A 26012-nucleotide genomic window follows, 5' to 3' on the forward strand; every position below is an offset into this window, starting at 1 on the left:
TGTGCGAGTGTCCATTGTGAAGGGCCCCCGCCCTGTTTAGGGTCCCTTTCATGACTGCATCCTGGCTTGGCCCCGGAAAGGCCGCGGCGGTGGCGCTCACATTCGATGTGGACGCCGAGACCGGTGTGCTCTCCATGGGCGAGAAGTACGCGCGGCACGCGATGACGATGACCCACCAGGCATTCGGCCCCGATGTCGGCGTGCCGCGCATCCTGGGAATTCTCCGCGAACTCGGCGTGCCCGCCACGTTCTTCTTCCCGGGCTGGGTGGCCGAGCGCCGCCCGAATCTGGTGGCGCAGGTGGTGGAGGCGGGCCACGAGGTGGCGCACCACTCCTACAGCCACGTACCGGCGACGTCGATGACGTTCGCCGAGGAACGGAACGACTTCGAGCGCGCCCTGGAGGTCTTCCAGAAGCAGGACGTGCCCGTGTACGGCCACCGGGCCGGGCTGTGGGAGGCGAGCTGGCAGACGGCCTCGCTGGTCGCGGAGTACGGGCTGGCCTACGACTCGTCGATGATGAACGACGACCGCCCCTACCACGTGCCCACCGAGCGGGGCGACGTGGTGGAACTGCCCCCGCACTGGTCGCTGGACGACTGGGAGCAGTACGCGTTCCTGCCGGCTCCGCAGATCGGGTCCCTCATCGAGGACCCGCAGAAGGTGCTGTCGATGTGGAAGTACGAGCTGGACGCGATGCGGCGCTACAACTCGCTGTTCATGCTCACCAACCACCCCTTCCTCACCGGTCGTCCGGGCCGGGCGGAGGCGCTGCGCTCCCTGATCGAGTACGGCATGTCGCACGGCGACGTGGAGTTCCTGACGTGCCGGGAGACAGCCGAGCGCGCCAAGGCCGACACCTCGCTGGCCACCCGGCCGCTGGCGCCGCCGGAGATCGAGCCGGGGCTCTTCCCGGCGGAGTGAGGAACGACGAGCGCCTCCCGTCCGGGACTGCCGGACGGGAGGCGTCTTCTCGGTGGGGTCAGTTGACGGGGGTTCAGTTGATGGACTTGATCAGCTCACCGTCGGCCGTGTCGCCGCTGAGCTCCCAGAAGAACGTGCCGCCCAGGTTCTGCCGGTTCTTGTACGCCATCTTCCCGGCGATGGTCGACGGGGTGTCGTAGCTCCACCAGTCGTTGCCGCACTTGGCGTAGGCGGTGCCGCCGACCGTGCCGGTGGCCGGGCAGGTGTTCTTGAGCACCCGGTAGTCCTCGAAGCCGGCTTCATAGGTGCCCTTCGCGGGCCCGGTGGCCGTGCCGCCGGGGGCGGACTGGGTGACGCCGGTCCAGCCGCGCCCGTAGAAGCCGATGCCCAGCAGCAGCTTGGACGACGGGATGCCGAGCGACTGGAGCTTGGTGAGGGTGGCGTCCGTGTCGAACCCGGTCTTCGGGATGCCGTTGTAGGACGTCAGGGGCGAGTGGGGGGCGGTGGGGCCCTTGGCCTCCCAGGCGCCGAAGTAGTCGTAGGTCATGGGGTTGTACCAGTCGACGTAACGGGCGGCGCCCGCGTAGTCGACGGCGTCGATCTTGCCGCCGGCGGAGGCGTCGGCGGTGATGGCCGCCGTCACCAGGCTCTTGCTCCCGAACCTGGCGCGCAGCGCCGCCATGACGTCGCGGAAGGCGGTGCGGCCGCTGGTGTCGCAGGTCAGCCCGCAGGCGTTGGGGTACTCCCAGTCGATGTCGATGCCGTCGAAGACATCGGCCCAGCGCGGGTCCTTGACCAGCCCGTAACAGGACTCGGCGAACGCGGCGGGGTTCTTCGCCGCCTCGCCGAAGCCGCCGGACCAGGTCCAGCCGCCGAAGGACCAGACCACCTTGAGGTTCGGGTGGAGCTTCTTGAGCTTGCGCAACTGGTTGAAGTTGCCGCGCAGGGCGCCGTCGTCCCAGGTGTCGGCCTTGCCGTCGACGCTGCCGGCGGCGTCGTAGAACCGGTCGTAGTCGGCGTAGGCGTCGCCGATGGCGCACTTGCCGCCGGTGACATTGCCGAAGGCGTAGTTGATGTGGGTGAGCTTCGCGGCGGAGCCGGAGGTCTCGATGTTCTTCACATGGTAATTGCGTTCGTAGACGCCCCAGTCGGTGAAGTAGCCGACCACGCGCCGGCCGGCGGAGGTGTCCGTGGTGTCGTCGGCCGTGGCCGGGCTCGCGGTGAGGCCGCCCGCGAGCAGGGCGGCCCCGGCGGCCACCGCCGTGAGCCAGGTGCGGGCGCGCTCGCGGAGCGGTCCGGGCATTCCGTGCGGTCTGGGCATGAGGTCTCCTCGGTGGGGGAGGAACGTGCTCTTGGCATGGACGCGTTGAACAGTGGGGAAACCGTAGGAGGACTAGACCAATACGGTCAATGGTTCGTACCAAAGCTCCCGGCAAGTTGTGCAAGATTGGCCGACCGGTGACGTCGCGCCCGCGAAGGGGCATACTCCAACCGCCACAGCCGCAGGTCACGCGAGCTCGGGACCCGGCGCCGGACCATCGGCTGGGCACCCACGGCAGCGTCGCCCCCACCCTCGGGCGGCTCTCGCCGCAGCGCCCGACAGGGAGGAGCCGCCGCCATGACCGATCACGGACCGCAGCCGGTGGAGCGTCAGCTGCCCACCGAGGAGTCCCGCGACCTGATCTCGCTCGTGCGGGACCTGACGCAGCGGGAGATCGCGCCCACCGCCGCCGAGGAGGAGGACGCCGGGCACTTCCCGCGCGAGGTCTTCGGACTGCTCTCCGCCTCGGGCCTGCTCGCCCTGCCGTACGCCGAGGAGTTCGGCGGCGGCGACCAGCCCTACGAGGTCTACCTCCAGGTGCTGGAGGAGCTCGCCGCCGCCCGCCTCACCGTGGGCCTCGGCGTCAGCGTCCACACCCTCGCCTGCCACGCCCTGGCCGGCTACGGCACCAAGGAGCAGCGGCGGACCCACCTGCCCGCCATGCTCGGCGGGGGACTCCTGGGCGCCTACTGCCTCTCCGAACCGGCCGCCGGCTCCGACGCCGCCGCCCTGCGCACCCGCGCCACCCGTGTCGGCGACACCTGGACCATCGAGGGCACCAAGGCCTGGACCACCCACGGCGGCATCGCCGACTTCTACACCGTCCTGGCCCGCACGGGTGGCGAGGGCCCCCACGGCATCACCGCGTTCCTGGTGCCCGGTGACGCCCCGGGCCTGACGGCGGCGCCCCCCGAGCGCAAGATGGGCATGAAGGGCTCACCCACCGCCCAGCTGCACTTCGACGGGGTCGAGGTCGCCGACGCCCGTCGCCTCGGCGACGAGGGCCAGGGCTTCGCCATCGCCCTGTCCGCCCTCGACTCCGGGCGGCTCGGCATCGCCGCCTGCGCCGTCGGCGTCGCCCAGGCCGCCCTCGACCAGGCGCTGTCCTTCACCAAGGAACGACGGCAGTTCGGCCACCCGGTCGCCGACTTCCAGGGCCTGCGGTTCATGCTCGCCGACATGGCCACCCAGATCGAGGCGGGCCGCGCGCTCTACCTCGCCGCCGCCCGCCTCCGCGACACGGGCCGGCCCTTCGCCAAGCAGGCCGCCATGGCCAAGCTCTTCTGCTCGGACACGGCGATGCGGGTCACCACCGACGCCGTGCAGCTCATGGGCGGCTACGGCTACACGGCGGACTTCCCCGCGGAGCGGTACATGCGCGAGGCGAAGGCGCTGCAGATCGTGGAGGGCACGAACCAGATCCAGCGGATGGTGGTGGCCCGTCATCTTGCCGGGCCGGAGTCGCACTGACGGGCGAGCCCCGAAGGGGCGCGGGGAACTGTGCGACCGGCCACAACCGGCCCGCAGCCGACCGCGCGGCGCTCAGCGGCTCAGCCGAGCAGCTCGGCAAGTTCCGGCACACGCTCCTCGACCGCCGGCCCGCCGACACTCGCCGTGTCCTTGAGCCCGGTCGCCGTGCCGATCACGACCACCGGCCCGCCGCCCGCGGCGGCATGACGCAGCACGCGGCGGGCCGCCGCGACGCCCACCGCCGACGACGGCTCCAGGAACAGCCCGCGCGCGCCCAGCGTCCGGTGCTCGGCCATGAACTCCTCCGTGGGTACGGCGAGCGCCGTCCCGTCCGCGCCCCACAGCGCGTCCAGCCCCTGCCACACCGGACGGCTCTCGCCGAGCGAGAACGCGGGGGAGGGCGACGGGTCCACCGACACCCGCTCCTGCTCCGCCCGTCCGGCGAGCGCCAGGGCCGCGGTGTACGGGGCGGCGCCGGCCGGTTCGGCCGCGACCAGCCGGGGCGCGCCGGCCACCAGCCCGGCGGCCCGCAGCTCCCGGAAGCCGCGGGCGATCCCGGACAGCAGATCGGCCCGGCAGGTGGGCACCACCACGGTCCCCGCGCCCTCGCGGAGACCGGGGACGTCCCGGGCGAGCTCGTACGCGACGGACTTGTAGCCCTCGTTGGCGTAGGCGTTGCCGCCCGGGGCGGGAGTGGTGTAACTGGTCAGCGGATACCAGCCGAACCGCTCGACGGCCTCGCGCATCGCGGCGTTCCGCGCGGCCGTGCCGTCCCGGACGACCCGCACCGCGCCCAGCGCGTCGATCTGCGCCCGCAGCGGCCCGGGGACCTCGCCCGTGGTGAACACCACGCAGCGCAGGCCCGCCCGGGCGGCGTACGCGGCGACGGCCGCGCCCGCGTTGCCCGAGGAGGCCGCCGCGACCGTGTCCGCGCCGGCGGCCAGCGCCGCCGCGACGCCCACGGCCATCGCCCGGTCCTTGTGTGAACCGGTCGGGTTGGCGCCCTCGTACTTCACCCACAGCCCGTCCGGCCCGCCCTCAGGCAGGGACACCAGCGGCGTGCCGCCCTCCCCGAGCGTGACGGGGTCGCCGACGGGCGCGGACAGCGCCGAGGGCCAGCCCCACGGCCCGCCCGGGTACGTCTCCAGGGACAGCCCGGACAGATCCGCGAGCGGCGGCACCGGATTGGCGCCGATCCCCTCCTCCCGGCATGCCGCGCAGCCCGAGAAGTCCTGGGCGGCGGCACCGCAACGCGGGCAGTGGAGGGGTATCGGCAGCGGCACGCGGACTCCTGAAGGGTCGTAGGGCCCCGCGCGCGTGGCGCGCGAGGCTCCGACCGTAGCAGCCCGCCCCGGCGCCGATCCGCCGTCAGGAGCGGCGGCCGCCCTGCTCCGGCACCCGCAGCGGGCGCGAGCCCGGCCCCCCGATGTGCGAGAACGGCTGCGTCCGCCAGTCCAGGCTCTCCGGCAGCGTCAACAGCAGCGCCGCGTCCAGGTCCTGGGCGCCCTGCGACTCGTCGGCCGGACGGGCCTCCTCCGCGCCGCGCCCCGAGCCCGGGCAGACCGTCAGCCCGAACGGATCCCACGGGGACGGGCACAGCGCGTGCTCCGGAAGCACGTCCTCGTCGGCGAGGAGTGCGATGGGCCGCGCGCAGTCCGGGCACATCACCCGGAACATCTCGTAGGTCTCCTCGTACAGACCGCCGTCGCCGTCGGTTTCCAGGCGTTCCAGGCTGGGCATGGTGTGTTTTCCCCCTCGGATGGACCGGCCGGGCACCTCGGCCGCGGCCACAGCAAGCACTTCCCGTACGACAAGGCGGGTAATCGCCGCGCGTGGGAGGACACGGGTGCGTGTCTGTGGCATTGGTCACACGCTCCGTGCGCCTGTGGCGCCGTCGACTGTGCCCGGCGCGCCATGAACCAGTAGGTTGACCCGCGTGGAGGAGTTGGACAAAGAGATCGTGGAGCTGCTCGTCAAGGACGGGCGGATGAGCTACACCGACCTGGGCAAGGCCACTGGCCTGTCCACCTCGGCGGTGCACCAGCGCGTGCGCCGGCTCGAACAACGGGGCGTCATCCGCGGCTACGCGGCGGTCGTCGACCCCGAGGCCGTCGGGCTGCCCCTGACCGCCTTCATCTCGGTGAAGCCCTTCGATCCCAGCGCGCCCGACGACATCGCGGACCGGCTCGCCGAGATCCCCGAGATCGAGGCGTGCCACAGCGTGGCGGGCGACGAGAACTACATCCTCAAGGTGCGGGTCGCCACGCCGCTGGAGCTCGAGCACCTGCTGGCGCGGATCCGCTCGCTGGCGGGGGTCTCGACGCGGACGACGATCGTGTTGTCCACGCCGTACGAGGCGCGGCCGCCGCGGGTGGGGTGAGCCTGTACCGCGCAGCAGCCCGTCCGGCGCCCCCGGACCGGGGTCCGGGGCGGAGCCCCGGTTACGGGAAGGGGCGGGTCAGGGGAGAGACTAAGCGTCATGAGTGAGCGCCCCGGCAAGCCGCATTCCGTCCTGTTGCGCAACGGCACCGTCTACAGTCCGGCGGATCCGTTCGCGACCGCCATGGTCGTCGAAGGGGACAGCGTCGCCTGGGTCGGCTCCGAGGGCGCCGCCGACTCCTTCGCCGACGGCGTCGACGAGGTCGTCGACCTGCGCGGCGCGCTCGTCACCCCCGCGTTCACCGACGCCCACGTCCACACCACCGCCACCGGCCTCGCGCTCACCGGCCTCGACCTCACCGGCGTGCCCACGCTCGCCGCCGCCCTGGACCGGGTGCGGGCGTACGCCGCCGCGCGCCCCGCCGACCGGGTGCTGCTCGGGCACGGCTGGGACGCCAGCGCCTGGCCCGGGCGCCGCCCCCCGTCCCGCCGGGAGCTCGACGAGGCCACCGGCGACCGGCCGCTGTACCTCACGCGCGCCGACGTCCACTCCGCCGTCGTCACCACCGCCCTCCTCGACCTCGTCCCCGGTGTCCGCGAGCTGTCCGGCTTCGCGCCCGACGCGCCGCTGACGGGCGACGCCCATCACGCCGTGCGCGCCGTCGCGCACGCCACCGTCGGTCCCGTCCAGCGCGCCGAGGCGCAGCGCGCCGCGCTCGCCCGCGCGGCCGCCCTGGGCATCGGCTCGGTCCACGAGTGCGCCGGGCCGCTGATCTCCTCCGAGGACGACTTCACCGGGCTGCTGCGGCTGGCCGCCGAGGAGCCCGGCCCCCGGGTCACCGGCTACTGGGCCGAGCGGATCACCACCCCCGAGGAGGCCGGCCGGATCCGCGCGCTGGGCGCACTCGGCGCCGCCGGCGACCTGTTCGTGGACGGCTCGCTCGGCTCGCACACGGCCTGCCTCCACGAGCCGTACGCCGACGGCCCCGGCGGCACGGGCAGCGCCAACCTGGACGCCGCCGCCGTCGCCGCCCACGTGGCGGCCTGCACCGAGGCCGGGATCCAGGCCGGTTTCCACGCCATCGGCGACGCCGCGCTCACCGCCGTCGTCGAGGGCGTGCGCGCGGCCGCCGAGAAGGTGGGCCTGGAGCGCGTCCGTGCCGCCCGGCACCGGGTCGAGCACGCCGAGATGCTCACCCCCGAGCTGATCGCGGGCTTCGCCGAGCTCGCCCTCACCGCCTCCGTCCAGCCCGCCTTCGACGCGGCCTGGGGCGGGGAGGAGGGCATGTACGCCGAGCGCCTGGGCCCCGAGCGGGCCCGGACGCTCAACCCGTACGCGGCCATGCTGCGCGCCGGGATCCCGCTCGCGCTGGGCTCCGACAGCCCCGTCACCCCCCTCGACCCCTGGGGCACGGTCCGGGCCGCCGCCTTCCACCGCACGCCGTCCCACCGCGTCTCGGTGCGGGCCGCCTTCACCGCGCACACGCGCGGCGGCTGGCGGGCGATCGGCCGGGACGACGCGGGTGTCCTGGTGCCGGGCGCGCCCGCGGACTACGCGGTCTGGGAGGCCGGCGACCTCGTGGTCCAGGTGCCCGACAGCCGGGTGGCGAACTGGTCCACGGATCCCCGCTCCGGCACCCCCGGCCTGCCCGACCTCACCCCGGGCGCCCCGCTGCCGGTGTGCCTGCGGACGGTCGTGGGCGGGCGGACGGTTCACGCGCGCCCGAACGGGTGACGCGCCAAGATCCACGTACCGCCGAACGACGTCCCCGGGGCCGCCCCCGCAGGGCGCCATCTGCCGTACTGACCTGCTGATTTGGGCGACACACGCAGGTCGCGAGGGTGTTGACACAGTGCGGGCGGCGGCCGGTAGGTTCTCCGCTGTCCACCAAGGACGTCCGACCGGGGAACCTCCACGCAGTCGTCGAACGCCGCTGGGCCATGGGGCGGTGCGCCGGGAAGGCGCCCCGCCACTGGGAGCCAGGCTCAGCGCACGGGGGCGAGGGACGGTTCGGCCGGGCCGGCAGGTGCGACCCGGGTGGGGCCCGGACGTTCAGTAGACAACGGCTCTCGGCCGACCGCAGCCGGCGGTTCCGAAAGTCGGCCCGAAGGACACCGGGCCCCCATTCCGACCCGTGCGCGGGGGCGGTGCCCCCGCCCCTCGGGGCCGCGAGGGCCCCCGACCGAGGTACGGTCGTCAGCTGACACCCCTGCCAGCTCCAGGAAGAAGCGACCGTGCCCTCGGGTCCCGAAACCACACCGGAAGCCACCCTGGCCCCGCCGCCCCCGGCCCCCGTGCCGCGCCCCGGCCGGGCCGTCCGTCTGGCCCGGCTCGCCCGCCGCGAGGCGCGGCGCACCGCCCTCGCGGCCGTCGCGGGCGTCGCTCTCACCGCCGCCTTCCCCCCGTACGGCCTGTGGCCGCTGTCGGTGGTCGCGGTGGCCGCGCTCGCCGTGCTGACCCGGGGGCGCACCGCCCGCCAGGGCGCCTGGACGGGCTTCGCGTTCGGGCTGCCGTTCTTCTTCTTCCTGCTGCGCTGGCTGCACGTGGTCGGCTACGACGCCGTGCTGGGCCTGTCGGTCCTCCAGGCGGCCTTCCTGGCCGTGCTCGGCGCCGGGCTCGCGCTGACCTCCCGGCTGCCCGGGTGGCCGCTGTGGGGGGCGTGCCTGTGGATCGCCGAGGAGTGGGCGCGGGACCGGGTGCCGTTCGGCGGCTTCCCCTGGGGCCGGCTGGCCTTCGCCAACACCGGCTCCCCCTTCACCCCGCTCGCCGCGCTGGGCGGGGCGCCGCTGGTGAGCTTCGCGGTGGCCCTGGCCGGCGGGCTGCTGGCGTACGCGCTGCTCGCCGCGTGGCGGCTGCGGGGCGGCCTGCCGGGCGCACGGGCCGTGCTGCCCGCCGCCGGGGCGCTGGGGACGGCCGCGGTGGTCGCGCTCGCGGGGTACGCGGTGCCCGTGCCCACGAAGGCGGACGACACCGTGAACATCGCGATCGTCCAGGGCAACGTCGAGAAGCCCGGCATGGACTTCCTCGGCCGCCCGCTGATGGTGCTCAACAACCACGTCGACGCCACGCTCCAGCTGGCCCGGGACATCAAGGCCGGCAAGGCCCCCAAGCCCGACCTGGTGATCTGGCCGGAGAACTCCTCCGACCTCGACCCCTTCCAGTACGCCGAGGCCTACGACCGCATCCAGGAGGCCGTGCGGGCCGTGGGCGTGCCCGTCCTGGTGGGCGCCCTCGTCGACCACCCCGGCAAGAGCGGCTACATCGACAACAAGGGCATCGTCTGGGACCCGGTGACCGGCCCCGGCGCCTCCTACTCCAAGCAGCACCCGGTGCCCTTCGGCGAGTACGTGCCCTTCCGGGCCCAGCTGAGCAAGGTCATCACCCGGCTCCAGCGCGTCCCCCGCGACTTCTACCCGGGCGACCGCACCGGGGTGCTGCAGGTCGGCCCGGCCCGGCTCGGCGATGTCATCTGCTTCGAGGTCGCCTACGACGAGATCGTCCACGACACGGTGGCCGCCGGCGCCCGCGCCCTGGTCGTCCAGACCAACAACGCCACCTACGGCCGCACCGGCCAGCCCGAGCAGCAGCTGGCCATGAGCCGGCTGCGGGCCGTCGAGCACGGCCGGGCCGTGGTGACGGCCGCCACGAGCGGCATCAGCGCGGTCGTCGCCCCCGACGGGCGGGTGCTCCGGCGGAGCGAGGAGTTCACCCGTGATGTGATCTCCGCGAGCATCCCCCTGCGTGACGCCACGACCGTCGCCGACCGCGTCGGTGCGGGCCCGGAATGGGCGCTCGCTATGGTGGGTCTTCTGTCCTGCGCGGCGGCGGTCCTGACCTCCCGTCGGGCACGGGCGGACGAGACCTCGAACCGGAAGGGCCAGTAGTGCCAGAAGTGAACGACGGTGGTCAGCGGAGATTCGGTCCGCTCGGCACGACCTTGGTGATCATCCCGACCTACAACGAGGCGGAGAACATCAAGCCCATCGTCGCCCGGGTGCGCCAGGCCGTGCCGGAGGCGCACGTCCTCGTCGCGGACGACAACAGCCCCGACGGGACCGGCAAGCTCGCCGACGAGCTGGCCGCCGAGGACGAGCACGTCAAGGTGCTCCACCGGCAGGGCAAGGAGGGGCTTGGCGCCGCCTACCTCGCGGGCTTCCGCTGGGGTCTGGAGAACGGCTACGGCGTGCTCGTGGAGATGGACGCCGACGGCTCCCACCAGCCCGAGGAGCTCCCCCGGCTGCTCACCGCGCTCAAGGGCGCCGACCTGGTGCTGGGCTCGCGCTGGGTGCCCGGCGGCCGGGTCGTGAACTGGCCGAAGTCCCGCGAGTTCCTCTCCCGGGGCGGCTCCACCTACTCCCGGCTCATGCTCGACGTGCCGATCCGCGACGTCACCGGCGGCTACCGGGCCTTCCGCCGGGAGACCCTGGAGGGGCTGGGCATGGAGGAGGTGGCCTCCCAGGGCTACTGCTTCCAGGTCGACCTCGCCTGGCGCGCGGTCAAGGCGGGCTTCCACGTGGTGGAGGTCCCCATCACCTTCGTCGAGCGCGAGCTGGGCGACAGCAAGATGAGCCGCGACATCGTCGCGGAGGCGCTGTGGCGGGTCACGTCCTGGGGCGTGGGCTCCCGGGTCGCCAAGGCGACCTCCAAGGCCCTCGGCAAGGAGCGCTGACGGCCCGTCCCGCCGGGCCCGGTAAGGGATCCATAAACGCGCTCCGGCCGTTCGTCCGCCGTCCGGGCACACTTGAGGCATGACGTTCGGAGCGCAGCAGGAGCAGCAGCAGACGTTGAACAGCCGGCCGCCGGGGCGCGGCCGGGCCCGCAGGCTCGTTCCCCTCGGGGTGGCCGTGTGGGCGGTGCTGGAGATCTGGCTGCTGGTGCTGGTGGCGGGCGCGGCGGGCGGGCTCACCGTGTTCGCCCTGCTGGCCGGGGGAGTGATCGCCGGCGCGTATGTGATCAAGCGGGCCGGGCGGCGGGCCTGGCAGCGGCTCAGCGGCTCGTTCCAGCAGGGCGCGGCCCCGACGGCCCAGCAGTCCTCGCAGTCCTCGCAGAACGGCGAGGGCGGCGGGAACGGCCTGACGATGCTGGGCGGGCTGCTGCTCATGGTGCCGGGGCTGATCTCCGACGTGGCCGGGCTGCTCTGTCTCTTCCCGCCGACGAGGGCGCTGATCCGCAGGACCGCCGAGCGGAAGCTCACCGGCTACGCGGCGCAGGCGGCGCCCGGCACGCTCGGGGACGCCTTCCAGCAGGCCCAGCGGGCCAGGATGCGGCAGCCCGACGGCAAGGTCGTCCAGGGCGAGGTCGTCCGCGAGGACCGGCCGCCGGCCCCCCGCCCGGACGACCCCCAGCTGCCGCGCTAGCGCTCCGCTGAGTGGGCGCCCCGAAGGGGCGCGGGACCGCAACATCATGCGGCTCCGCCGCGTGGGCGCGACCAGCCACGGACGGCCCGCAGCCGTATCGCCGCACCGGACTTCGGCCGCCTAAGGGCATGAAAGGGCCCGGGCCACTGCTTTCGCAGTGGCCCGGGCCCTTGGTCGTGCAATCGGTCGTGCGATGGAAACGCGCGGAGACCGCCGTCAGGCGGACTTGCGCGTGTCCCGAGGATGCACGGCGATGTTCATGGCGCCGGAGCGCAGGACGGCCAGCCTCTCGGCCAGTACCTCCTCCAGCTCCTCGCGGGTGCGCCGCTCCATGAGCATGTCCCAGTGCGTGCGCGCAGGCTTGCCCTTCTTCTCCTCGGGACCGTCGCCGTCCACCAGGAGTGCCACGGCGCCGCACGCCTTGCACTCCCACTCCGGCGGAATCTCCGCCTCTACCGAGAACGGCATCTCAAATCGATGGCCGTTCGGGCATGCGTACTCCACCGCCTGGCGCGGGGCCAGATCGATGCCGCGGTCGGTCTCGTAGCTGGTCACCACAAGTCGCGTGCCGCGGAGAGCTCGCTCACTCATGAATTCGTGCCTCCCGGGCTTGTCGCCCACAGGACAGGTGTCGCTGTCGTCGTCATCCGGTCAACGTCCGGTCGGCGGTGAAGATTCCCCGTTGAGGGACATGCGTCGCCCGTCGTGCCGCCCCTTGTTGTACCCACCAGCGCCCGTTTTGTCACATCTGGCAATAGATGTCACCCTGTGCTGTTGCTACTTGAGCGCGCAGTAACGGTCCGTCCGGCGGGTCGAAGGCGTACACTACCGGCCCGCCGGTTTCGCGCCTAAACCGGGTCCGGTGCGTCCTGGGTGGACCTGGCCGGATTCGGGGTCTCCGGTACCGCCGCGGAGCGCGCCACGGGTACCGTCGGCCGCCGTTCCGCGGGGGCGAAGAAGCGCAGGAAGAACTGGGCCATGGGCCCGATCCCCACCGCGAAGAGCACCGTGCCGACGCCCACCGAACCGCCCAGCGCGAAGCCGGTCGCGAGCACGGCCACCTCGATCAGGGTCCGCACCAGCCGCACCGACCGGCCCGTCCTGCGGTGCAGCCCCGTCATCAGCCCGTCGCGAGGGCCCGCGCCGAAGCGCGGCGTGATGTACAGGCCCGTGGCCACCGCGCACAGCGCCACCGAGAACAGCAGCAGCGGAATCCGTATCCACAGGGAATGAGGGGTGGGCGTCACGCTCAGCGTGGCGTCCATCACCAGGCCGATCATCAGCACATTGGAGACCGTGCCCAGCCCCGGGCGCTGCCGCAGCGGGATCCACAGCAGCAGCACCAGGGCGCCGATGGCGATCACCACCGTGCCGATCGACAGGCCCGTGTGCCGCGCCACGCCCTGGTTGAGGACGTCCCAGGGGGCCAGCCCCAGCCCGGCGCGCAGCTGCAGCGCGCAGCTCACCCCGTACAGCACGAGCCCGCAGTACAGCTGGACGAGACGGCGGGCCAGCCCCGGACTCCGGGACGGCGCGGAAACGGGCGCGGACAAGAGGTACCCCCCTGTGGTGGTGCGAGTGGCCTTGACGTGACAGTCTGTGGACTGGATCGAACATTGATCCATAGCCAATCCCGGAAAGGTGGACTGCACCAGATGACCCAGTGGACCTCTTCGGTGGGGGCGCCGCAGCTGGCCCGCCTCCTCGGCTCGCCCCACGCCCGCGACACCGTGACACCGCTCGGCGGCCGGCGCACCCCCGCCTACCGGTCCCTGGCCGACCGCGTCCGGCTCCTCGTCCTGGAGGGCCACGTCCCCGTGGCCGCGCGGCTGCCCGCCGAGCGCGAACTGGCCACCGCCCTCTCCGTCAGCCGAACCACCGTCGCCGCCGCCTACGAGGCCCTGCGCGCCGAGGGCTTCCTGGAGTCCCGGCGCGGCGCCGGCAGCTGGACCGCGGTGCCCGCCGGGAACCCGCTGCCCACCAGGGGCCTGGACCCGCTGCCGCCCGAGGCCGCCGGCTCCGTCATCGACCTCGGCTGCGCCGCCCTCACCGCCCCCGAGCCCTGGCTCACCCGCGCCGTCCAGGGCGCCCTGGAGGAGCTGCCGCCCTACGCCCACACCCACGGCGACTACCCGGCCGGCCTGCCGGCCCTCCGCCAGGCCCTCGCCGACCGCTACACGGCCCGCGGCATCCCCACCATGCCCGAGCAGATCATGGTCACCACCGGTGCGATGGGCGCCGTCGCCGCGATCTGCCGGCTGATGGCGGGGCGCGGCGAGCGGGTCGCCGTCGAGTCCCCCTCGTACGCCAACGTCCTCCAGCTCATGCGCGAGGCCGGCGTCCGGCTCGTCCCCGTGGCGATGGCCGGCGGCCTCGCCGGCTGGGACCTGGCCGCCTGGCGCCAGGTCCTGCGCGACGCCGCGCCCCGCATGGCCTACGTCATCGCCGACTTCCAGAACCCCACCGGCGCCCTCGCCCCCGAGGAGCAGCGCCGGGAGCTGGTCGAGGCGTGCCGGGCCGCCGGCACCCTGCTGGTCGCCGACGAGACCATGTCCGAGCTCGCGCTCGACCCGGACCTCGAACTGCCGCGTCCCGTCTGCGCCTTCGACCCCGCGGGCAACGCCGTCATCACCGTCGGCTCGGCCAGCAAGTCCTTCTGGGGCGGCCTGCGCATCGGCTGGGTGCGGGCCGCGCCCGAGGTGATCCGCACCCTGGTCGCCGCCCGCGCCTACGCCGACCTCTGCACGCCCGTCCTCGACCAGCTCGCCGTCACCTGGCTGCTCAACAGCGGGGGCTGGGGCGAGTCCATCGACATCAAGCGCGTCCAGACGCGGGAGAACCGCGACGCGCTCGTCGCGGCGGTCCGACGCCACCTCCCCGACTGGGAGTTCACCGTCCCCCGCGGCGGCCTCACCCTGTGGGTCCGCACCGGCGGCCTCTCCGGCTCCCGCATCGCCGAGGCGGGCGAGCGCCTGGGCGTCCGGGTGCCCTCCGGCCCCCGCTTCGGCGTCGACGGAGCGTTCGAGGGCTACGTCCGGCTGCCCTTCACCGTGAACGGCGCCGTCGCCGAAGAGGCCGCCACCCGCCTCGCCGAAGCCGCCCGCCTGGTGGCGAGCGGCGCGACGGCGGCGGTGGAGATGCCGCGCACGTTCGTGGCGTGACGGACGGGAGAGCTCACCCCGTGGGTGACGGCGCGGCCGGTCGCGGCAGCAGCGCGAGCACCGCCCGCCGCTGCGCGTCGGCCGTCTCCTCGTCGTAGGGGTCCGGCGTCGCCGGCACCTGGAGCCGGTGCACCGGGCCCGTGCCGACGCGCGCGTAGCCGCGCCCCGGCGGCACGTGGTCGGCCGGTGTGGTGTGCGAGGGCGCGCCGAGGATGGCCGTCACCTGTTCGGGGGCGACCGCGCCCAGGACCGCCCGGGCCCGGGTGTGGGCGAGGACCGCCTCGGCGAGCCGCCCCACGCCCTCCAGCTGTTCCCCCACCGCGACGGTGACCTGCGCCGTCCGCCCGTGCCGCAGCGGAACGGCGAGCAGATCCTGCGGATCGGGCCGCCCGTCGCGCGCGGCGAGATGGCTCAGCGCCCCGGGCCGGTCCACGACGATCCACAGCGGGCGCCGCACATCGGCGGGCAGGGCCCGCCCCTCCCGCCGGGCGCGCCCCGCGGCGAGCAGCCGCCGCTCCGTCTCGTGGGAGGCCCACTCCAGGACGGCGAGCGCGCCCGGCAGCGAGGACTCGACGGCCAGTACCCCCTCCCGCCCCTCCAGGCAGGCGTACTCGCCCGCGCCCCCGCCGTCCACGACCACCACGTCGCCGTGGAGCAGCGCCTGCAGGACGACCGAGCGCAGCAGCGTCGTGACCCCCGCCGACGGCTGGCCGAGGGTCAGCAGGTGCGGCTCGGTGGAGCGCGGGCCGGTGCGCCAGACGACGGGCGGCGCGTCGTACGTCTCCTCGCCGGCCGTCACGGGCACGGTCCGCAGCACGGCGGACGGGTCGGTGAAGCCCAGCACGGTCTCGCCGGGTGCGGTCACGAAGCGCTGGGCCCAGACGTCGGTGGGCAGCACGGGCAGGACGCCCAGGACGAGGCGGTTGGCGGCCTCGTCCCAGTCGAAGCGGTATTCCGGGCCCCGGCCCGCCTTGACGTGCAGCAACTGCTCGATCCTGGCCCGGGCGCCCTCCTCACCGTCGGTGAAGTAGCCGGGATAGCGCAGCCGGAGGCTGGTCAGCCGGCCCAGGCCGTCGAACGCGTACTCCTCGAACGCCTGCCGCCAGTCGCCGCCGGGCGCGTAGAGCGGCCTGGGGTCCTGCGGGGCGGAGAAGTAGGGCACGAGCGCCTCGTAGAGCGCCTGGAGCCGGCCGCTCTCCGCCTCGCCCGGCTCCGCCGCCGCCCCCCGCGCCCCGCCCCGGTCGCGCCCCGCCCAGGCACCCGCCGCCAGCAGGGCCGCCGTGCCCAGGGTCGGCCCGTAGGGGACGAGCGCCACGATGGCCAGGCACGAGGCCACGAGCAGCAGGGTGGGACCGCGGCGCTCCCGTGGCATGCGCCCCCAGCCGTGGCGCCCCGTGGTGGCCAGCGACCGCAGCCCGCGGGCGACGACGAGCAGCGGGTAGAGGGTGTCCCGGGCGTTGTCGGCGAGGCCGCGCGCCAGCTCCCGGCCCGGCGAGGGCGTGGCGGGCCCGGTCGGGATGCGGGGGAGTGCACGCCGGCCCACGTCGTTCTCCTCGGACTCCTAGAACTTGATGCCGCCCAGCAGGCTGGCCAGGCTCGCGCCGCCCGCCTTGATGCTCGGCGCGATGCCCGTTCCCGCGAGGTAGAAGCCGAACAGCGCGCAGACGAGTCCGTGCGAGGGCTTGAGGTTGTCCTTGCGGAAGAACAGGAATACGACGACACCGAGCAGTACGACGCCCGAGATGGAGAGGATCATGGGAATCTCCTGGGAACTGGGGGCGGTCACCACAAGTTCCTCCAGCTTCACAGAAAGTATTTTTTAAGCAACTGGGGATACACCCGTACGGAGGATGACGAAATATGACCGAGCCGACACCCGCATCCGAAGAGCCCGCGCACGACCCGGAGGTGCTCCAGCTGGCGGCCAAGGTCTTCGACCTGGCGCGGCACGGCGACACCGATACCCTGGCCGCATATGTGGATGCTGGAGTTCCGGTGAATCTCACCAATGACCGGGGCGACTCGCTGGTGATGCTCGCCGCGTATCACGGCCACCCCGCCACGGTCACCGCCCTCCTGGAGCGCGGCGCCGACGTGGACCGCCCCAACGACCGGGGCCAGACCCCGCTGGCGGGCGCGGTCTTCAAGGGCGAGACGGAGGTCGTCCGCCTCCTCGTCGCCCACGGCGCGGACCCGGCCGCGGGCATGCCCTCGGCCGTCGACACGGCGGCCATGTTCGCCCGCCAGGACATGCTGGACCTTCTCCAGGGCAACTGACCGGGCGCGCCGGCCGAGGGTGCGGGGGCGGGGTGACGGTCCCTCAGCACCCTTGGGCGGCGCGGCCGATGGGTCGAGGGTCGCCGATGGGTCGCGGGTCAGGGGAGGAACCCCAGCACCGTCTCCACCGTGTCCGCCTCCTCCGCCCCCTTGTCCTCCCGATACCGCACGACCCGCGCGAATCTCAACGCCACGCCCTCCGGATATCGCGGAGACCGCTGCAACCCGTCGAACGCGATCTCCACCACCAACTCCGGCCGTACCCACACCGCGAACCCGTCGTCGCTCACCGCCAGGGACCGCAGCCGGTCCGTCTGCCAGGCCAGCATCTCGTCCGTCAGCCCCTTGAACGTCTTGCCCAGCATGGCGAACGAGCCGTCCGGGCGGCGGGCGCCGAGGTGGAGGTTGGACAGGAAGCCCCGGCGCCGCCCGTGTCCCCACTCGGCCGCGAGGACCACCAGGTCCAGCGTGTGCACCGGCTTCACCTTCAGCCATGCCGCGCCCCGGCGGCCCGCCACGTACCCGGCGTCCAGGGACTTGAGCATCACGCCCTCGTGGCCGCGCCGCAGGGTCTCCTCCGCGAAGTCCCGGGCCGCGGTCCGGGTGGCCGCGTCCGAGGGGTCCGCCACCACCAGCCGCCGCACCCGCAAGGGCTCGGGCACCGCCTGCGCCAGCACGGCGTGACGTTCGGCCGTCGGCAGTGACAGCAGTTCTCTGCCCTCGACGGCCAGCACGTCGAAGAAGACCGCCGACAACGGAAGCGCCGACCCCGCGCCGGCCGTCCGCGTCCCGATCCGGCTCGCGACGTCCTGGAACGCGTGGGGGCGGCCCGTCGCGTCCAGGGCGACGGCCTCGCCGTCCAGGACCACCGACGACACCGGCAATTCCAGCGCGGCCCCCACCAGTTCCGGCAGCCGCCCGGTGATCTCGTCCAGCGTGCGGGTGAAGACGCGTACGTCCTCGCCGTCGCGGTGCACCTGCACCCGGACCCCGTCGAGCTTCTCCTCCACCGCGCACGGCCCCAGCCGGTCCAGCGCCTCGTCGACGTTCTTCGCGCTCCGCGCCAGCATCGGCAGCACCGGCCGCCCCACCTCCAGCCGGAACTCCGCCAGCGCCGCCGGGCCCCCGGCCAGCAGCGCCCGGGCCACCGCGCCCAGCGAGCCGCCGAGCATCACCGCCCGCCGCACCTCCTCGGGCGCCGCCCCCGCCGCGGCCGCGAGCCCCTCCACGGCCAGCGCGTCCAGCGCGCCCTGCCGCAGTTCGCCGCCGATCAGCCGCAGCAGGAAGTGCTGCTCCCGTTCCGTCGCCGCCCCCAGCAGCCCGTCCAGCAGCCGCTTGCGCTCGGTCCGCGCGCCCTTGCCCGCGACGGCGGCGATCGCCGTCAGCGCCCGGTCCACGTCCCCCACGGTCAGCGAGGGCACGGCGGCCGGGGCGGGCAGGTCGCGCAGCGTGCTCCAGCCGACCCCGGTCCTGCGCTGCGGCAGCCGCCCCGCCAGATACGGGATCACCACCGGCGCCTCGTCCGGGCCGGCGGCCCGGAACACCCCGGCCAGCACGGCGGTCTTCGCCGACCGGGAACGGGTCGCCGCGATCTCCTCCGACGCCCGCGCCACGTCGATCAGCAGCATGCCTTCATCGTGCGCCGCGGCCGCCCCCGGCGCAGGTCAGGAATCCGGCTTCGCTTCCTTGCCGGCGTTGTCGCTGATCCTGATCAGCAGCGCCACCATCAGCCAGTTCGCCACCAGCGACGAACCGCTCTTCGCCAGGAACGGCAGCGCCTTGCCGGTCAGCGGGATCAGCCCCATCACCCCGCCCGCCACCACGAACACCTGTAGCGCCAGCGCCGCCGCCAGGCCCACCGACAGCAGCTTGCCGAACGGGTCGGCCGAGCGCAGCGCCGTGCTCAGGCCCCGCTGCGCCAGCAGGGCGTAGAGGACGAGGACGAACATCGTGCCGGCCATCCCCAGGTCCTCCCCGACCGTCGTGAGGATGAAGTCGCTGCGCCCCGCGAAGCCGATCAGCTCCGGGTGGCCCCGGCCCAGGCCCGCGCCCGTGACGCCGCCGCTGCCGAAGCCGAACAGCGCCTGCGCGGCCTGCGGGGAGAACGTACTGCCCGGCTCGAACGCCCCGAAGGGGTGGAGCCAGGCGTCGACCCGGCCCTTGACGTGGGGCTCCAGCGAACCGACCACCCCCGCGCCCACGACGGCCATCAGCACGCCGCACACCACCCAGCTGGTCCGCTCGGTGGCCGCGTAGAGCATCACCACGAACAGCCCGAAGAAGATCAGCGAAGTGCCCAGGTCCCGCTCCAGGACCAGTACCAGCAGGCTCAGCACCCACACCGTCAGGATCGGCCCCAGCTGCCGGCCCGGCGGCAGCCGTACGCCCAGCACCCGGCGGCCGGTCAGGGCCAGGGCGTCGCGGTGGATGACCAGATAGCCCGCGAAGAACACCGTGATCATGGTCTTGACGAACTCGCCGGGCTGGAAGGACAGCGGCCCGATGAAGATCCACCGCTTGGCGCCGTAGGTGTCCCCGGGGAAGAACGCGGGCGCCATCAGCAACACCAGCGCCACGGCCATCGTCAGGTAGATGTAGCGCTGGAGCCGGCGATGGTCGCGCAGCAGCGCCACCACCAGCACGCACAGCCCCACCCCGATCACCGTCCACATCAGCTGTCCCGAGGCGGTGGACTCGGCGTGGTAGCGCGCGCGGTAGGCCGGGTCCAGCCGGTACAGCAGCACCAGACCGAACGCGGAGAGCAGCACCGCCAGCGGCAGGATCAGGGGATCGGCGTACGGGGCCCAGCGGCGCACCGCCAGATGCGGCACGAGCGCCAGGCAGACCATGCTCCCCGCGAACCCCGGCAGCCCGCCGGGCACGCTCCCCGTGGCCGCCAGCCCGGTGTACACATAGCCGAAACAGCTGATGAGCACGGTGAGGCCCAGCAGCAGCGCCTCGGCGCGCCGACGCCGGTACGCGGTGGCTCGTACGGTTTCCACGGTCACACCGGCCATGGTGATCGGCGGGTGCTGAAAGAAACCTGAGATTCCTGAAGGCTCGTTCAGAACTCCCGCGAGCGGCGCTTCCCGGCCGGTTCGTCCGCCTCCGGCATCGGGAAGCGCGCCACCAGGAGCGCGCCGCCGTCCACCCGCGAGTCCGCCCGGAGGTCCCCGCCGTGCGCCCGCGCGATCTCCCGGGCGATGGCCAGCCCCAGCCCGCTGCCGCCGCTCTCCCGGTCGCGCGCCGCGTCCAGCCGCACGAACCGCTCGAAGACCCGCTCCCGCTGCCCGGGCGGGATCCCCGGTCCGTCGTCGGCCACCTCCAGCACCGCGCACCGGCCCGCCTCCCCTTTGGTGACGTACGCCCGCACGGTGACTTCCGAGGCGGCGTGCCGCAGGGCGTTGTCCACCAGGTTGGCCAGCAGCCGCTCCAGCTGGGCCGCCCGGCCGCGCAGCGGTACCGGCGCGGGGGCGTCCACGGCCACCGGCACCCGGGGCGCGGGGCGGCGGGCGGCCTCCTCGGCGGCCAGCAGCGCCAGGTCGACGGGTTCCGTCGCGCCCGAGGGCACGCGCGCGTCGAACCGGGCGAGCAGCAGCAGGTCCGCCGCGACGCGCTGGAGCCGCACGGTGTCGGCCAGGGCCGCGCGTACCGACTCCGGTGTCGGCCCGCCGGGCGCGCTCAGCGCGACCTCCAGCTGGGAGCGCACGGCGGCCACGGGGTTGCGCAGCTCGTGGGAGGCGTCGGCGACGAACTGCCGCTGTCTGCCGACCGCCTGCTCCAGCCGGTCCAGGGTGGCGTTGACGGTCCGCGCCAGCCGGGCCACCTCGTCGTCCGCCGGCGGTTCCGGCACCCGCCGGTCCAGCTCGCTGGCGGTCACCGCCGCCAGCTCGGTGCGGATCCGGGTCACCGGCCGCAGCGCCAGCCCGGTGACCGCCCAGCCGAGGCCGGCGGCCAGCGCGATCAGCAGGGGCGCGGCGGCGAGCAGCCCCATGGCGATGGTGTGGGTGGCGTCGTCGACGTCGCTGAGGACGGTCAGCGCGTAGACGTAGCGCTCCTCCGCGCCCGGCGACGTGGCGCGGACGACCACCAGATCGCCGCGCTGGCCGCCCATGGCCCGGGTCACGGTGGAGGCGGTGTCGGCACCCGGCGCGGGGCGCAGCGCGGCGAACCGGCGGGCCAGGGGCTCGGCCGACGGGCGGGTCGTGGCGATCGCCGTGCCGCGCGGGTCGAGGACGAGCACGACGTCGACGCCGTCCCGGGGCGCGGGCAGCAGCGCGGGCAGTGGCCCGGCGTCCGCCCGGGCCGCCACCTCGCGGGCGGCCAGCTCGGTGCGGCCGCTCACGTTGTCCAGCAGGTTGGCGCGCAGGACCGTGTAGAGCCAGGCCCCGCCCGCCGCGAGGAGCAGCGCCATCGCCAGCGCGGCCGCCGCCGCGCAGCGGCCGCGCACGGTACGCGGGGACCTCGGCGGGCGGGGCTCAGCCACCGTCGGGCGCCATGCGGTAGCCGGTGCCGTGCACGGTCAGGATGGACCGGCGGCCGAACGGCGCGTCGATCTTCCTGCGGAGCGACGAGACGTAGACCTCGACGATGTTGGGGTCCGTCCCGCCGGGGGAGTCCCACACCTCGTCGAGGACGTCCCGCTTGGCCACCGCCTGTCCCTCGGCGGCCATCAGGCAGCGCAGCACGGCCAGCTCGCGCGCGGTCAGCTCGATCTCCCGCCCGCCCCGGCGGCAGCGCCGCCCGGCCGTGTCCAGCTCCAGGTCCCCGGCCCGCAGCACGGGGCTGCCGGCCGCGCCCCGGCGGCGGCCCAGCGCCCGCAGCCGGGCGAGCAGCACCACGAAGGAGAACGGCTTGGTCAGATAGTCGTCGGCGCCCGCGTCGAGCCCCTCCGCCTCGTCGTACTCGCCGTCCCTCGCCGTCAGCATCAGCACCGGCGTCCACACGCCCAGCCGGCGCAGCCGCCCGCAGACCTCGTAGCCGTCGAGGCCCGGCAGCATCACATCCAGGATGATCACGTCGTACGGACCGGCCAGGGCGGCCTCCAGGCCCCGGTGCCCGTCGTGGACGACGTCCGCCCAATGCCCCTCGGCGGCCAGCCCCCGTCGCAGGGTGTCCGCGAGACCCGTCTCGTCCTCGACTATCAAGATGCGCACGCCCCAAGCCTCACATAACCGACGGGACGCAACTCCTGCACCGCCATCCGGGGTCACGGTGCGTGATGTCGCGCACACTTAGTGGAAGGGACGTAACCGGGTGGTGTCGCGGCGGGTTGACGCACCGGCACCGCAGGATCGACGACGCAGGACGGAGCAGTGGTTCAGCCATGAGCAAGCGCCAGAAGGGCCGCCGACACCGCAGGGTCAACCGCACGCCGCGCCCGGTGGGTCTCACCCGCCCCGCCGCCCGGCCCGGACCGAGGCCGGAACACCGGGCCGAGCACCGGGCGGAGACACGCCCCGAGCCACGCACGGAAGTACGCGCCGAGCCGCGCGCGGAGGCGCGGCCGAGGGCGGTCCCCGAGCTCGGCCGCCATGAGGCACGCACCTGGGACGGGCTGCTGGCCCGCGGCGCCGAGGGCGCCTCCGTCGACGAACTGTGCGTCGCCGTGGGCTATCAGGCGCGCACCATCCTCAAGCACGTCACCGGTCTCGCCGGCCACGGCCTGGCGGAGCTGCGCGAGGAGCGCTGGTACGCCACGGCCGAGGCCCTGGAGAGCGGCGACCACGGCACCGGCCGGCAGCCCGTGGCCGCCGGCCGCTGACACGCTCCGGGCCGGGGGGATCCCGCACTCCCCCGGCCCGGGGTCTCTTCACCGCCGCGTCGTCGAACGCGGAGCCGCGCGGCCCGGGTTCGGCGTACACGCCCCCCGTCGTGTCGGCGCCGGGCCGGCGGCCACGGCCGTCACGACCCCTCCGGCGTCCGGTAGGGGCGGTAGCCGACGCGCAGCCGCGTCGCGTCGAAGGCGTACGGCAGTGGCCGCTTGGGCCCCAGCCGCACCCCGGCCACGGCCAGCTCGCCGCCGCGCAGGAACTCGGCGACGAACCCCGTGGCCAGCAGCAGCGCCAGCTCCATGCCGCTGCACCGCGCCTCGCCCCGGCCGAACGGGCTGACCGCCCAGTCCCGCTCGGCCGTGCCGTCCAGCCACTTCTCGGGCGCGAACCGGTGCGCGTGGTCGACGCGCTCCGCGTCCCGCGCGTGGAACGCGGCGGGCACCAGCACGTTGACGCCGCCCGGGGCCACCGCCGACCGCCAGCGGGTCTCGGCGGTGGTGCGCCGCGTCAGGTTCGGCACCGGCGGCCACAGCCGCGTCGCCTCCAGCACACAGGCCCGCAGATAGGGCATCGCCAGATACCCGGGCACCGTATGGGCGCCGTGCGCCCGGTCCGCGTCCCGCACCTCCTCGGCGGCCCGCCGGTAGTGCGCGGGGTGGGTCGCGAGCAGGGCCAGCGTCTGCACCACCGCCGCCCGCAACGGGGCCAGCGCCATGAACCAGTGCGCGACCTGCCCCTCGGGAGCCGTCTCCGGGCCCCGGGGCACGGTCCGGAACAGCCCGCCGAGGCTGCGCGGATCGGCGTCGCACAGGTAGCGGGCCTGCCGCTGCATCATCCGGCGCCGCAGCCGACGGGTGCGCGCCGTCCGCCAGCGGCGGGCGCCCATCCAGTTGGCCTCGGCCAGCAGTTCGTCCAGCAGCCGGGAGAACTCCAGGTCGTCGGCGGCCGCGTCGCCCAGGAAACAGCGCCGCCCCACCCGGTCGAGGCGCTCGCGCACCCGGTCGGCCGGCAGCCCGGCCTCCGCCTCCGGGCCCAGCAGCGCCCGCGCCTCCTCGCCCACCACCCGCAGGAAGTGTCCCGCGAGCCGGTGCGCCGGGCAGCCCGCGTCCAGCACCGCGTCGTTGAAGGCGCGCCGGGCCGTGCGCTGCCGGCCGTGCGAGGCGATCAGCGCCTCGGGCTGCACGGCGGCGAAGCCGCTCACCTTCTCCCAGGTGTCCACCGCGTAGATCTCCACCGGCCCGGCCAGCACCTGCCGGGCGTCCTCGGCGTCCAGCACCAGCAGCGTGGGGCCCGAGGTGCCGCGCACCACGACCGGTCCCTTCCCGTGCCGCCGGCGCAGGGCGCGCATCAGCTCCGCGCCGCGCCGGCCGTGGTCCAGCCGGGCCACGAGCCGGGCGACGCGCGGCCGGGGGCGGAAGACGCCCCGGAGGTAGTCGGGCAGGAAGTAGCCCAGCGTCAGCCGCAGGTTCTCGCTCCGGGAGGCGACCGGCAGGGCGGTGCCCGCCGGGTCCTGGACGGCCGTGGTGGCGGAGGTCTCGCTCGTCCGGGTCACGCCGATACCTCCCCCGGCTCGGTGAGGGCGGTGGGCGGCGAGGTGCTCTCCGGGGGACTTGTCACGGAAACGGGCATGATGCAGCTCCATGCGGTGGGGGGCCGGTGGAAGACGTGGTGGAGCGGCCGCGCGCGGACGGACGCCGCCGCGCGCGGCACCAGGAGCGGGACGTGTCAGAGGACGGGCGGCACGGTGGTCACCGGGGCCTCGATCAGGACGGGACCGTCCGGGCGGGCCGTGGCGGCGCCGACCAGCTCCGCGAGGTGGGCGGGGTCCGTCGCCCGGTGCGCGGGCACCCCGTAGCCGCGCGCCAGCGCGCACAGATCGAGCCCGGGGACGTCCGGGGCGTTCGCGAAGCGGCCGAACGACTTCAGGACCGCGTACTCGCGGTTGGCGGGGACCACGAACGTGACGGGCACCCGGTAGGCGGCGGCCGTCCACAGCGCGGTGATGGCGTACTGCGCGGAGCCGTCGCCCACCAGCGCCCCCACCGGCCGCTCGGGGCGGCCGAGCCGCGCCCCGACGGCGGCCGCCAGGCCGAAGCCCGGCCCGCCGCCCGTCGCCGCCAGGAAGGAGCCGGGCCGGTCGACGCGGACGTGGTCGCGGAACGCCTGGACGGTGGAGGGCGAGTCATGGACCCACACGGTGTCGGCGGGGGCCGCGCCGGCGATGGCGGCGAGCGCGATGGACGCCGACATCGGCTCCCCGTCGGCCTCCGGGATCTCGACGGGGGTGTCGTCGGCGCGGTGCGCGGCCTCGTCGTCCCCCCGCTTGTCCACCAGCTCGCACAGCAGCTCAAGGGTGGGCCGCAGCCCCGCCACCAGCGCGTCGCCGACGGGTGCCCGGGCGGCCTCGCCGGGGTCGCTGGTGAGCAGCGTCAGCGCGGTGCCCTCGGGGAGCAACGGGCCGGGGACGTAAGGGTGGTAGCGGAAGACGGGCGCGCCGGCCACCAGGACCAGGTCGTGCCCGGCGAGGGTCTGCGCCAGCGGCCCGATGGCCGGGGGCAGGACGCCCCGGTAGAGCGGGTGGCTCTCCGGGAAGCCCACGCGCCCCTCGACCGGCGAAGCCCACACCGGCAGCCCGCGCCGCTCGGCGAGCGCCACGACGGCGTCCCAGGCCCCCTCCGCGTCCACCGCGCCACCCGTCACCAGCACGGGATCGACCGCCGTCATCAGCTTGCGGGCGAGCGCCTCGACCTCGGCGCGGTCCGCCCGGGCGGCCCCGCCGACCCGACGGGCGGCGGCGTGCCGGGCGGCCCGGGCCTCGGCCGCGTCGAGCTCCACGTCGAAGTCGTCCATCGGGAGGGAGAGGAACACCGGGCCGCGCGGCGCGCTCTCGGCGATGTGGAACGCCCGGGCGAGCGCGGCCGGCACGTCCTGGGGGCGCGGCGGCTCGTAGGCCCACTTCACGGCGGGGCGCGGCAGGAGGGTGGCGTCGACGTTGGTCAGCAGCGCCTCCATGGTCATCATGGCCCGCACCTGCTGCCCCGCCGTCACCACCATCGGCGTGCGGTTGGCGGCCGCCGTGACGATCGCCCCCATGGCGTTGCCCACCCCGGACGCGGAGCGGAGATTGACCAGGGCCGTGCGCCCGGTGGCCTGGGCGTGGCCGTCGGCCATCCCCACGACCACGGCCTCCTGCAGACCGAGGACGTACCGGAAGTCCTCGGGGAAGTCCTGGAGGAAGGGGAGCTCCGTGGAGCCCGGGTTGCCGAACACCGTCGTCGCTCCGCGGGACCGCAACAGCTCACGAGTGGCTGCGCGTACGGTCGTCATCGCCTGGCACCTCTTGGGATCC

General features: G+C 74.5%; 23 protein-coding genes. 10 read left to right on the plus strand and 13 right to left on the minus strand.

Features of this window, described 5'->3' with window-relative positions; translation table 11 throughout:
• Positions 1-50 precede the first annotated feature (50 nt).
• Positions 51-923, plus strand: coding sequence for a polysaccharide deacetylase family protein (locus ACX9I7_RS24270; RefSeq protein ID WP_387576204.1), 873 nt, complete (start codon positions 51-53; stop codon positions 921-923).
• A 73-nt stretch (positions 924-996) separates the two neighbouring features.
• On the opposite strand, the gene ACX9I7_RS24275 is transcribed toward ACX9I7_RS24270, so the two are convergent.
• Positions 997-2244, minus strand: coding sequence for a glycoside hydrolase family 18 protein (locus ACX9I7_RS24275; protein ID WP_387576202.1), 1248 nt, complete (start codon positions 2242-2244; stop codon positions 997-999).
• Positions 2245-2541: 297 nt separating this feature from the next.
• Between ACX9I7_RS24275 and ACX9I7_RS24280 the strand changes: the two genes are divergently transcribed.
• Positions 2542-3714, plus strand: coding sequence for an acyl-CoA dehydrogenase family protein (locus ACX9I7_RS24280; RefSeq protein ID WP_459388487.1), 1173 nt, complete (start codon positions 2542-2544; stop codon positions 3712-3714).
• Positions 3715-3794: 80 nt separating this feature from the next.
• Here the strand turns inward: ACX9I7_RS24280 and ACX9I7_RS24285 are convergent, their stop codons facing one another.
• Complete coding sequence (locus ACX9I7_RS24285; protein ID WP_459388488.1) at positions 3795-4997, minus strand: threonine synthase; 1203 nt, start codon at positions 4995-4997, stop codon at positions 3795-3797.
• Between the two features lie 85 nt (positions 4998-5082).
• Positions 5083-5454, minus strand: a complete 372-nt coding sequence (locus ACX9I7_RS24290; RefSeq protein WP_387576197.1) for a hypothetical protein — start codon at positions 5452-5454, stop codon at positions 5083-5085.
• 196 nt (positions 5455-5650) lie between these two features.
• On the opposite strand from ACX9I7_RS24290, the gene ACX9I7_RS24295 reads away from it, so the two are divergent.
• From ACX9I7_RS24295 to fxsA, 5 genes are all read left to right on the plus strand, one after another.
• Positions 5651-6094: an Lrp/AsnC family transcriptional regulator gene (locus ACX9I7_RS24295; RefSeq protein ID WP_004948875.1), complete on the plus strand. Its 444-nt coding sequence runs from the start codon at positions 5651-5653 to the stop codon at positions 6092-6094.
• A gap of 99 nt (positions 6095-6193) precedes the next feature.
• Positions 6194-7828 carry an amidohydrolase gene (locus ACX9I7_RS24300; RefSeq protein ID WP_459388489.1) on the plus strand — a complete coding sequence of 545 codons (1635 nt, stop codon included), beginning with the start codon at positions 6194-6196 and terminating at the stop codon, positions 7826-7828.
• Between the two features lie 500 nt (positions 7829-8328).
• Positions 8329-9978 carry an apolipoprotein N-acyltransferase gene (gene lnt / locus ACX9I7_RS24305; RefSeq protein ID WP_387576193.1) on the plus strand — a complete coding sequence of 550 codons (1650 nt, stop codon included), beginning with the start codon at positions 8329-8331 and terminating at the stop codon, positions 9976-9978.
• Positions 9979-9986: 8 nt separating this feature from the next.
• A complete protein-coding gene (locus ACX9I7_RS24310; protein WP_189454274.1) occupies positions 9987-10763 on the plus strand; it encodes a polyprenol monophosphomannose synthase in 777 nt (258 codons plus the stop codon).
• Positions 10764-10842: 79 nt separating this feature from the next.
• On the plus strand, positions 10843-11451 hold the full coding sequence (fxsA, locus tag ACX9I7_RS24315; protein WP_459388490.1) for an FxsA family membrane protein: 609 nt from the start codon (positions 10843-10845) through the stop codon (positions 11449-11451).
• 216 nt (positions 11452-11667) lie between these two features.
• Here the strand turns inward: fxsA and ACX9I7_RS24320 are convergent, their stop codons facing one another.
• Together ACX9I7_RS24320 and yczE are read right to left on the minus strand one after the other, a co-directional pair.
• A complete protein-coding gene (locus ACX9I7_RS24320) occupies positions 11668-12042 on the minus strand; it encodes an RNA polymerase-binding protein RbpA (RefSeq protein ID WP_004948858.1) in 375 nt (124 codons plus the stop codon).
• A gap of 257 nt (positions 12043-12299) precedes the next feature.
• Positions 12300-13076, minus strand: a complete 777-nt coding sequence (gene yczE / locus ACX9I7_RS24325) for a membrane protein YczE (protein ID WP_387576189.1) — start codon at positions 13074-13076, stop codon at positions 12300-12302.
• Between the two features lie 30 nt (positions 13077-13106).
• Between yczE and ACX9I7_RS24330 the strand changes: the two genes are divergently transcribed.
• Positions 13107-14612 carry an SCO1417 family PLP biosynthesis transcription factor gene (locus ACX9I7_RS24330; RefSeq protein ID WP_358622714.1) on the plus strand — a complete coding sequence of 502 codons (1506 nt, stop codon included), beginning with the start codon at positions 13107-13109 and terminating at the stop codon, positions 14610-14612.
• A 13-nt stretch (positions 14613-14625) separates the two neighbouring features.
• Here the strand turns inward: ACX9I7_RS24330 and ACX9I7_RS24335 are convergent, their stop codons facing one another.
• Positions 14626-16155: a hypothetical protein gene (locus ACX9I7_RS24335; RefSeq protein ID WP_459388491.1), complete on the minus strand. Its 1530-nt coding sequence runs from the start codon at positions 16153-16155 to the stop codon at positions 14626-14628.
• Positions 16156-16173: 18 nt separating this feature from the next.
• Positions 16174-16368: a hypothetical protein gene (locus tag ACX9I7_RS24340; protein WP_126913219.1), complete on the minus strand. Its 195-nt coding sequence runs from the start codon at positions 16366-16368 to the stop codon at positions 16174-16176.
• A 104-nt stretch (positions 16369-16472) separates the two neighbouring features.
• Here ACX9I7_RS24340 and ACX9I7_RS24345 point away from each other — a divergent pair, with 104 nt between their 5' ends.
• Entirely contained in the window at positions 16473-16889 is a 417-nt protein-coding gene (locus tag ACX9I7_RS24345; protein WP_387576185.1) for an ankyrin repeat domain-containing protein, read from the plus strand.
• A 98-nt stretch (positions 16890-16987) separates the two neighbouring features.
• Here the strand turns inward: ACX9I7_RS24345 and ACX9I7_RS24350 are convergent, their stop codons facing one another.
• The 4 genes from ACX9I7_RS24350 to ACX9I7_RS24365 are packed head-to-tail and all read right to left on the minus strand — an operon-like array spanning position 16988 to position 22045.
• Positions 16988-18517 (minus strand): ATP-dependent DNA ligase, encoded by a 1530-nt coding sequence (locus ACX9I7_RS24350; RefSeq protein WP_459388492.1) that lies wholly within the window; start codon positions 18515-18517, stop codon positions 16988-16990.
• Between the two features lie 36 nt (positions 18518-18553).
• Positions 18554-19906 (minus strand): FtsW/RodA/SpoVE family cell cycle protein, encoded by a 1353-nt coding sequence (locus ACX9I7_RS24355; RefSeq protein ID WP_459388493.1) that lies wholly within the window; start codon positions 19904-19906, stop codon positions 18554-18556.
• A gap of 47 nt (positions 19907-19953) precedes the next feature.
• On the minus strand, positions 19954-21375 hold the full coding sequence (locus ACX9I7_RS24360; RefSeq protein WP_459388494.1) for a sensor histidine kinase: 1422 nt from the start codon (positions 21373-21375) through the stop codon (positions 19954-19956).
• Complete coding sequence (locus ACX9I7_RS24365; RefSeq protein WP_189454163.1) at positions 21368-22045, minus strand: response regulator transcription factor; 678 nt, start codon at positions 22043-22045, stop codon at positions 21368-21370. Before ACX9I7_RS24365 ends, ACX9I7_RS24360 begins: the two co-directional genes overlap by 8 nt.
• A gap of 170 nt (positions 22046-22215) precedes the next feature.
• On the opposite strand from ACX9I7_RS24365, the gene ACX9I7_RS24370 reads away from it, so the two are divergent.
• The gene (locus ACX9I7_RS24370) at positions 22216-22653 is read left to right on the plus strand and encodes a helix-turn-helix domain-containing protein (RefSeq protein WP_459388495.1); all 438 of its coding nucleotides are present in this window, start codon (positions 22216-22218) and stop codon (positions 22651-22653) included.
• Positions 22654-22793: 140 nt separating this feature from the next.
• On the opposite strand, the gene ACX9I7_RS24375 is transcribed toward ACX9I7_RS24370, so the two are convergent.
• Both ACX9I7_RS24375 and mdlC read right to left on the minus strand, forming a co-directional pair.
• A complete protein-coding gene (locus ACX9I7_RS24375; protein WP_459388496.1) occupies positions 22794-24215 on the minus strand; it encodes a cytochrome P450 in 1422 nt (473 codons plus the stop codon).
• A gap of 173 nt (positions 24216-24388) precedes the next feature.
• Positions 24389-25990: a benzoylformate decarboxylase gene (gene mdlC / locus ACX9I7_RS24380; RefSeq protein WP_459388497.1), complete on the minus strand. Its 1602-nt coding sequence runs from the start codon at positions 25988-25990 to the stop codon at positions 24389-24391.
• Positions 25991-26012: the final 22 nt, after the last annotated feature.

This window comes from Streptomyces sp. L500 (genome assembly GCF_054551825.1).

Bases quoted from the DNA above. Each gene is read 5' to 3' on its own strand.
- ACX9I7_RS24270 (WP_387576204.1), top strand. From the start codon at position 51: ATGACTGCATCCTGGCTTGGCCCCGGAAAGGCCGCGGCGGTGGCGCTC.
- ACX9I7_RS24275 (WP_387576202.1), bottom strand. From the start codon at position 2,244: ATGCCCAGACCGCACGGAATGCCCGGACCGCTCCGCGAGCGCGCCCGC.
- ACX9I7_RS24280 (WP_459388487.1), top strand. From the start codon at position 2,542: ATGACCGATCACGGACCGCAGCCGGTGGAGCGTCAGCTGCCCACCGAG.
- ACX9I7_RS24290 (WP_387576197.1), bottom strand. From the start codon at position 5,454: ATGCCCAGCCTGGAACGCCTGGAAACCGACGGCGACGGCGGTCTGTAC.
- ACX9I7_RS24300 (WP_459388489.1), top strand. From the start codon at position 6,194: ATGAGTGAGCGCCCCGGCAAGCCGCATTCCGTCCTGTTGCGCAACGGC.
- fxsA (WP_459388490.1), top strand. From the start codon at position 10,843: ATGACGTTCGGAGCGCAGCAGGAGCAGCAGCAGACGTTGAACAGCCGG.
- ACX9I7_RS24320 (WP_004948858.1), bottom strand. From the start codon at position 12,042: ATGAGTGAGCGAGCTCTCCGCGGCACGCGACTTGTGGTGACCAGCTAC.
- yczE (WP_387576189.1), bottom strand. From the start codon at position 13,076: ATGGATCAATGTTCGATCCAGTCCACAGACTGTCACGTCAAGGCCACT.
- ACX9I7_RS24330 (WP_358622714.1), top strand. From the start codon at position 13,107: ATGACCCAGTGGACCTCTTCGGTGGGGGCGCCGCAGCTGGCCCGCCTC.
- ACX9I7_RS24340 (WP_126913219.1), bottom strand. From the start codon at position 16,368: ATGATCCTCTCCATCTCGGGCGTCGTACTGCTCGGTGTCGTCGTATTC.
- ACX9I7_RS24345 (WP_387576185.1), top strand. From the start codon at position 16,473: ATGACCGAGCCGACACCCGCATCCGAAGAGCCCGCGCACGACCCGGAG.
- ACX9I7_RS24350 (WP_459388492.1), bottom strand. From the start codon at position 18,517: ATGCTGCTGATCGACGTGGCGCGGGCGTCGGAGGAGATCGCGGCGACC.
- ACX9I7_RS24355 (WP_459388493.1), bottom strand. From the start codon at position 19,906: ATGGCCGGTGTGACCGTGGAAACCGTACGAGCCACCGCGTACCGGCGT.
- ACX9I7_RS24370 (WP_459388495.1), top strand. From the start codon at position 22,216: ATGAGCAAGCGCCAGAAGGGCCGCCGACACCGCAGGGTCAACCGCACG.
- mdlC (WP_459388497.1), bottom strand. From the start codon at position 25,990: ATGACGACCGTACGCGCAGCCACTCGTGAGCTGTTGCGGTCCCGCGGA.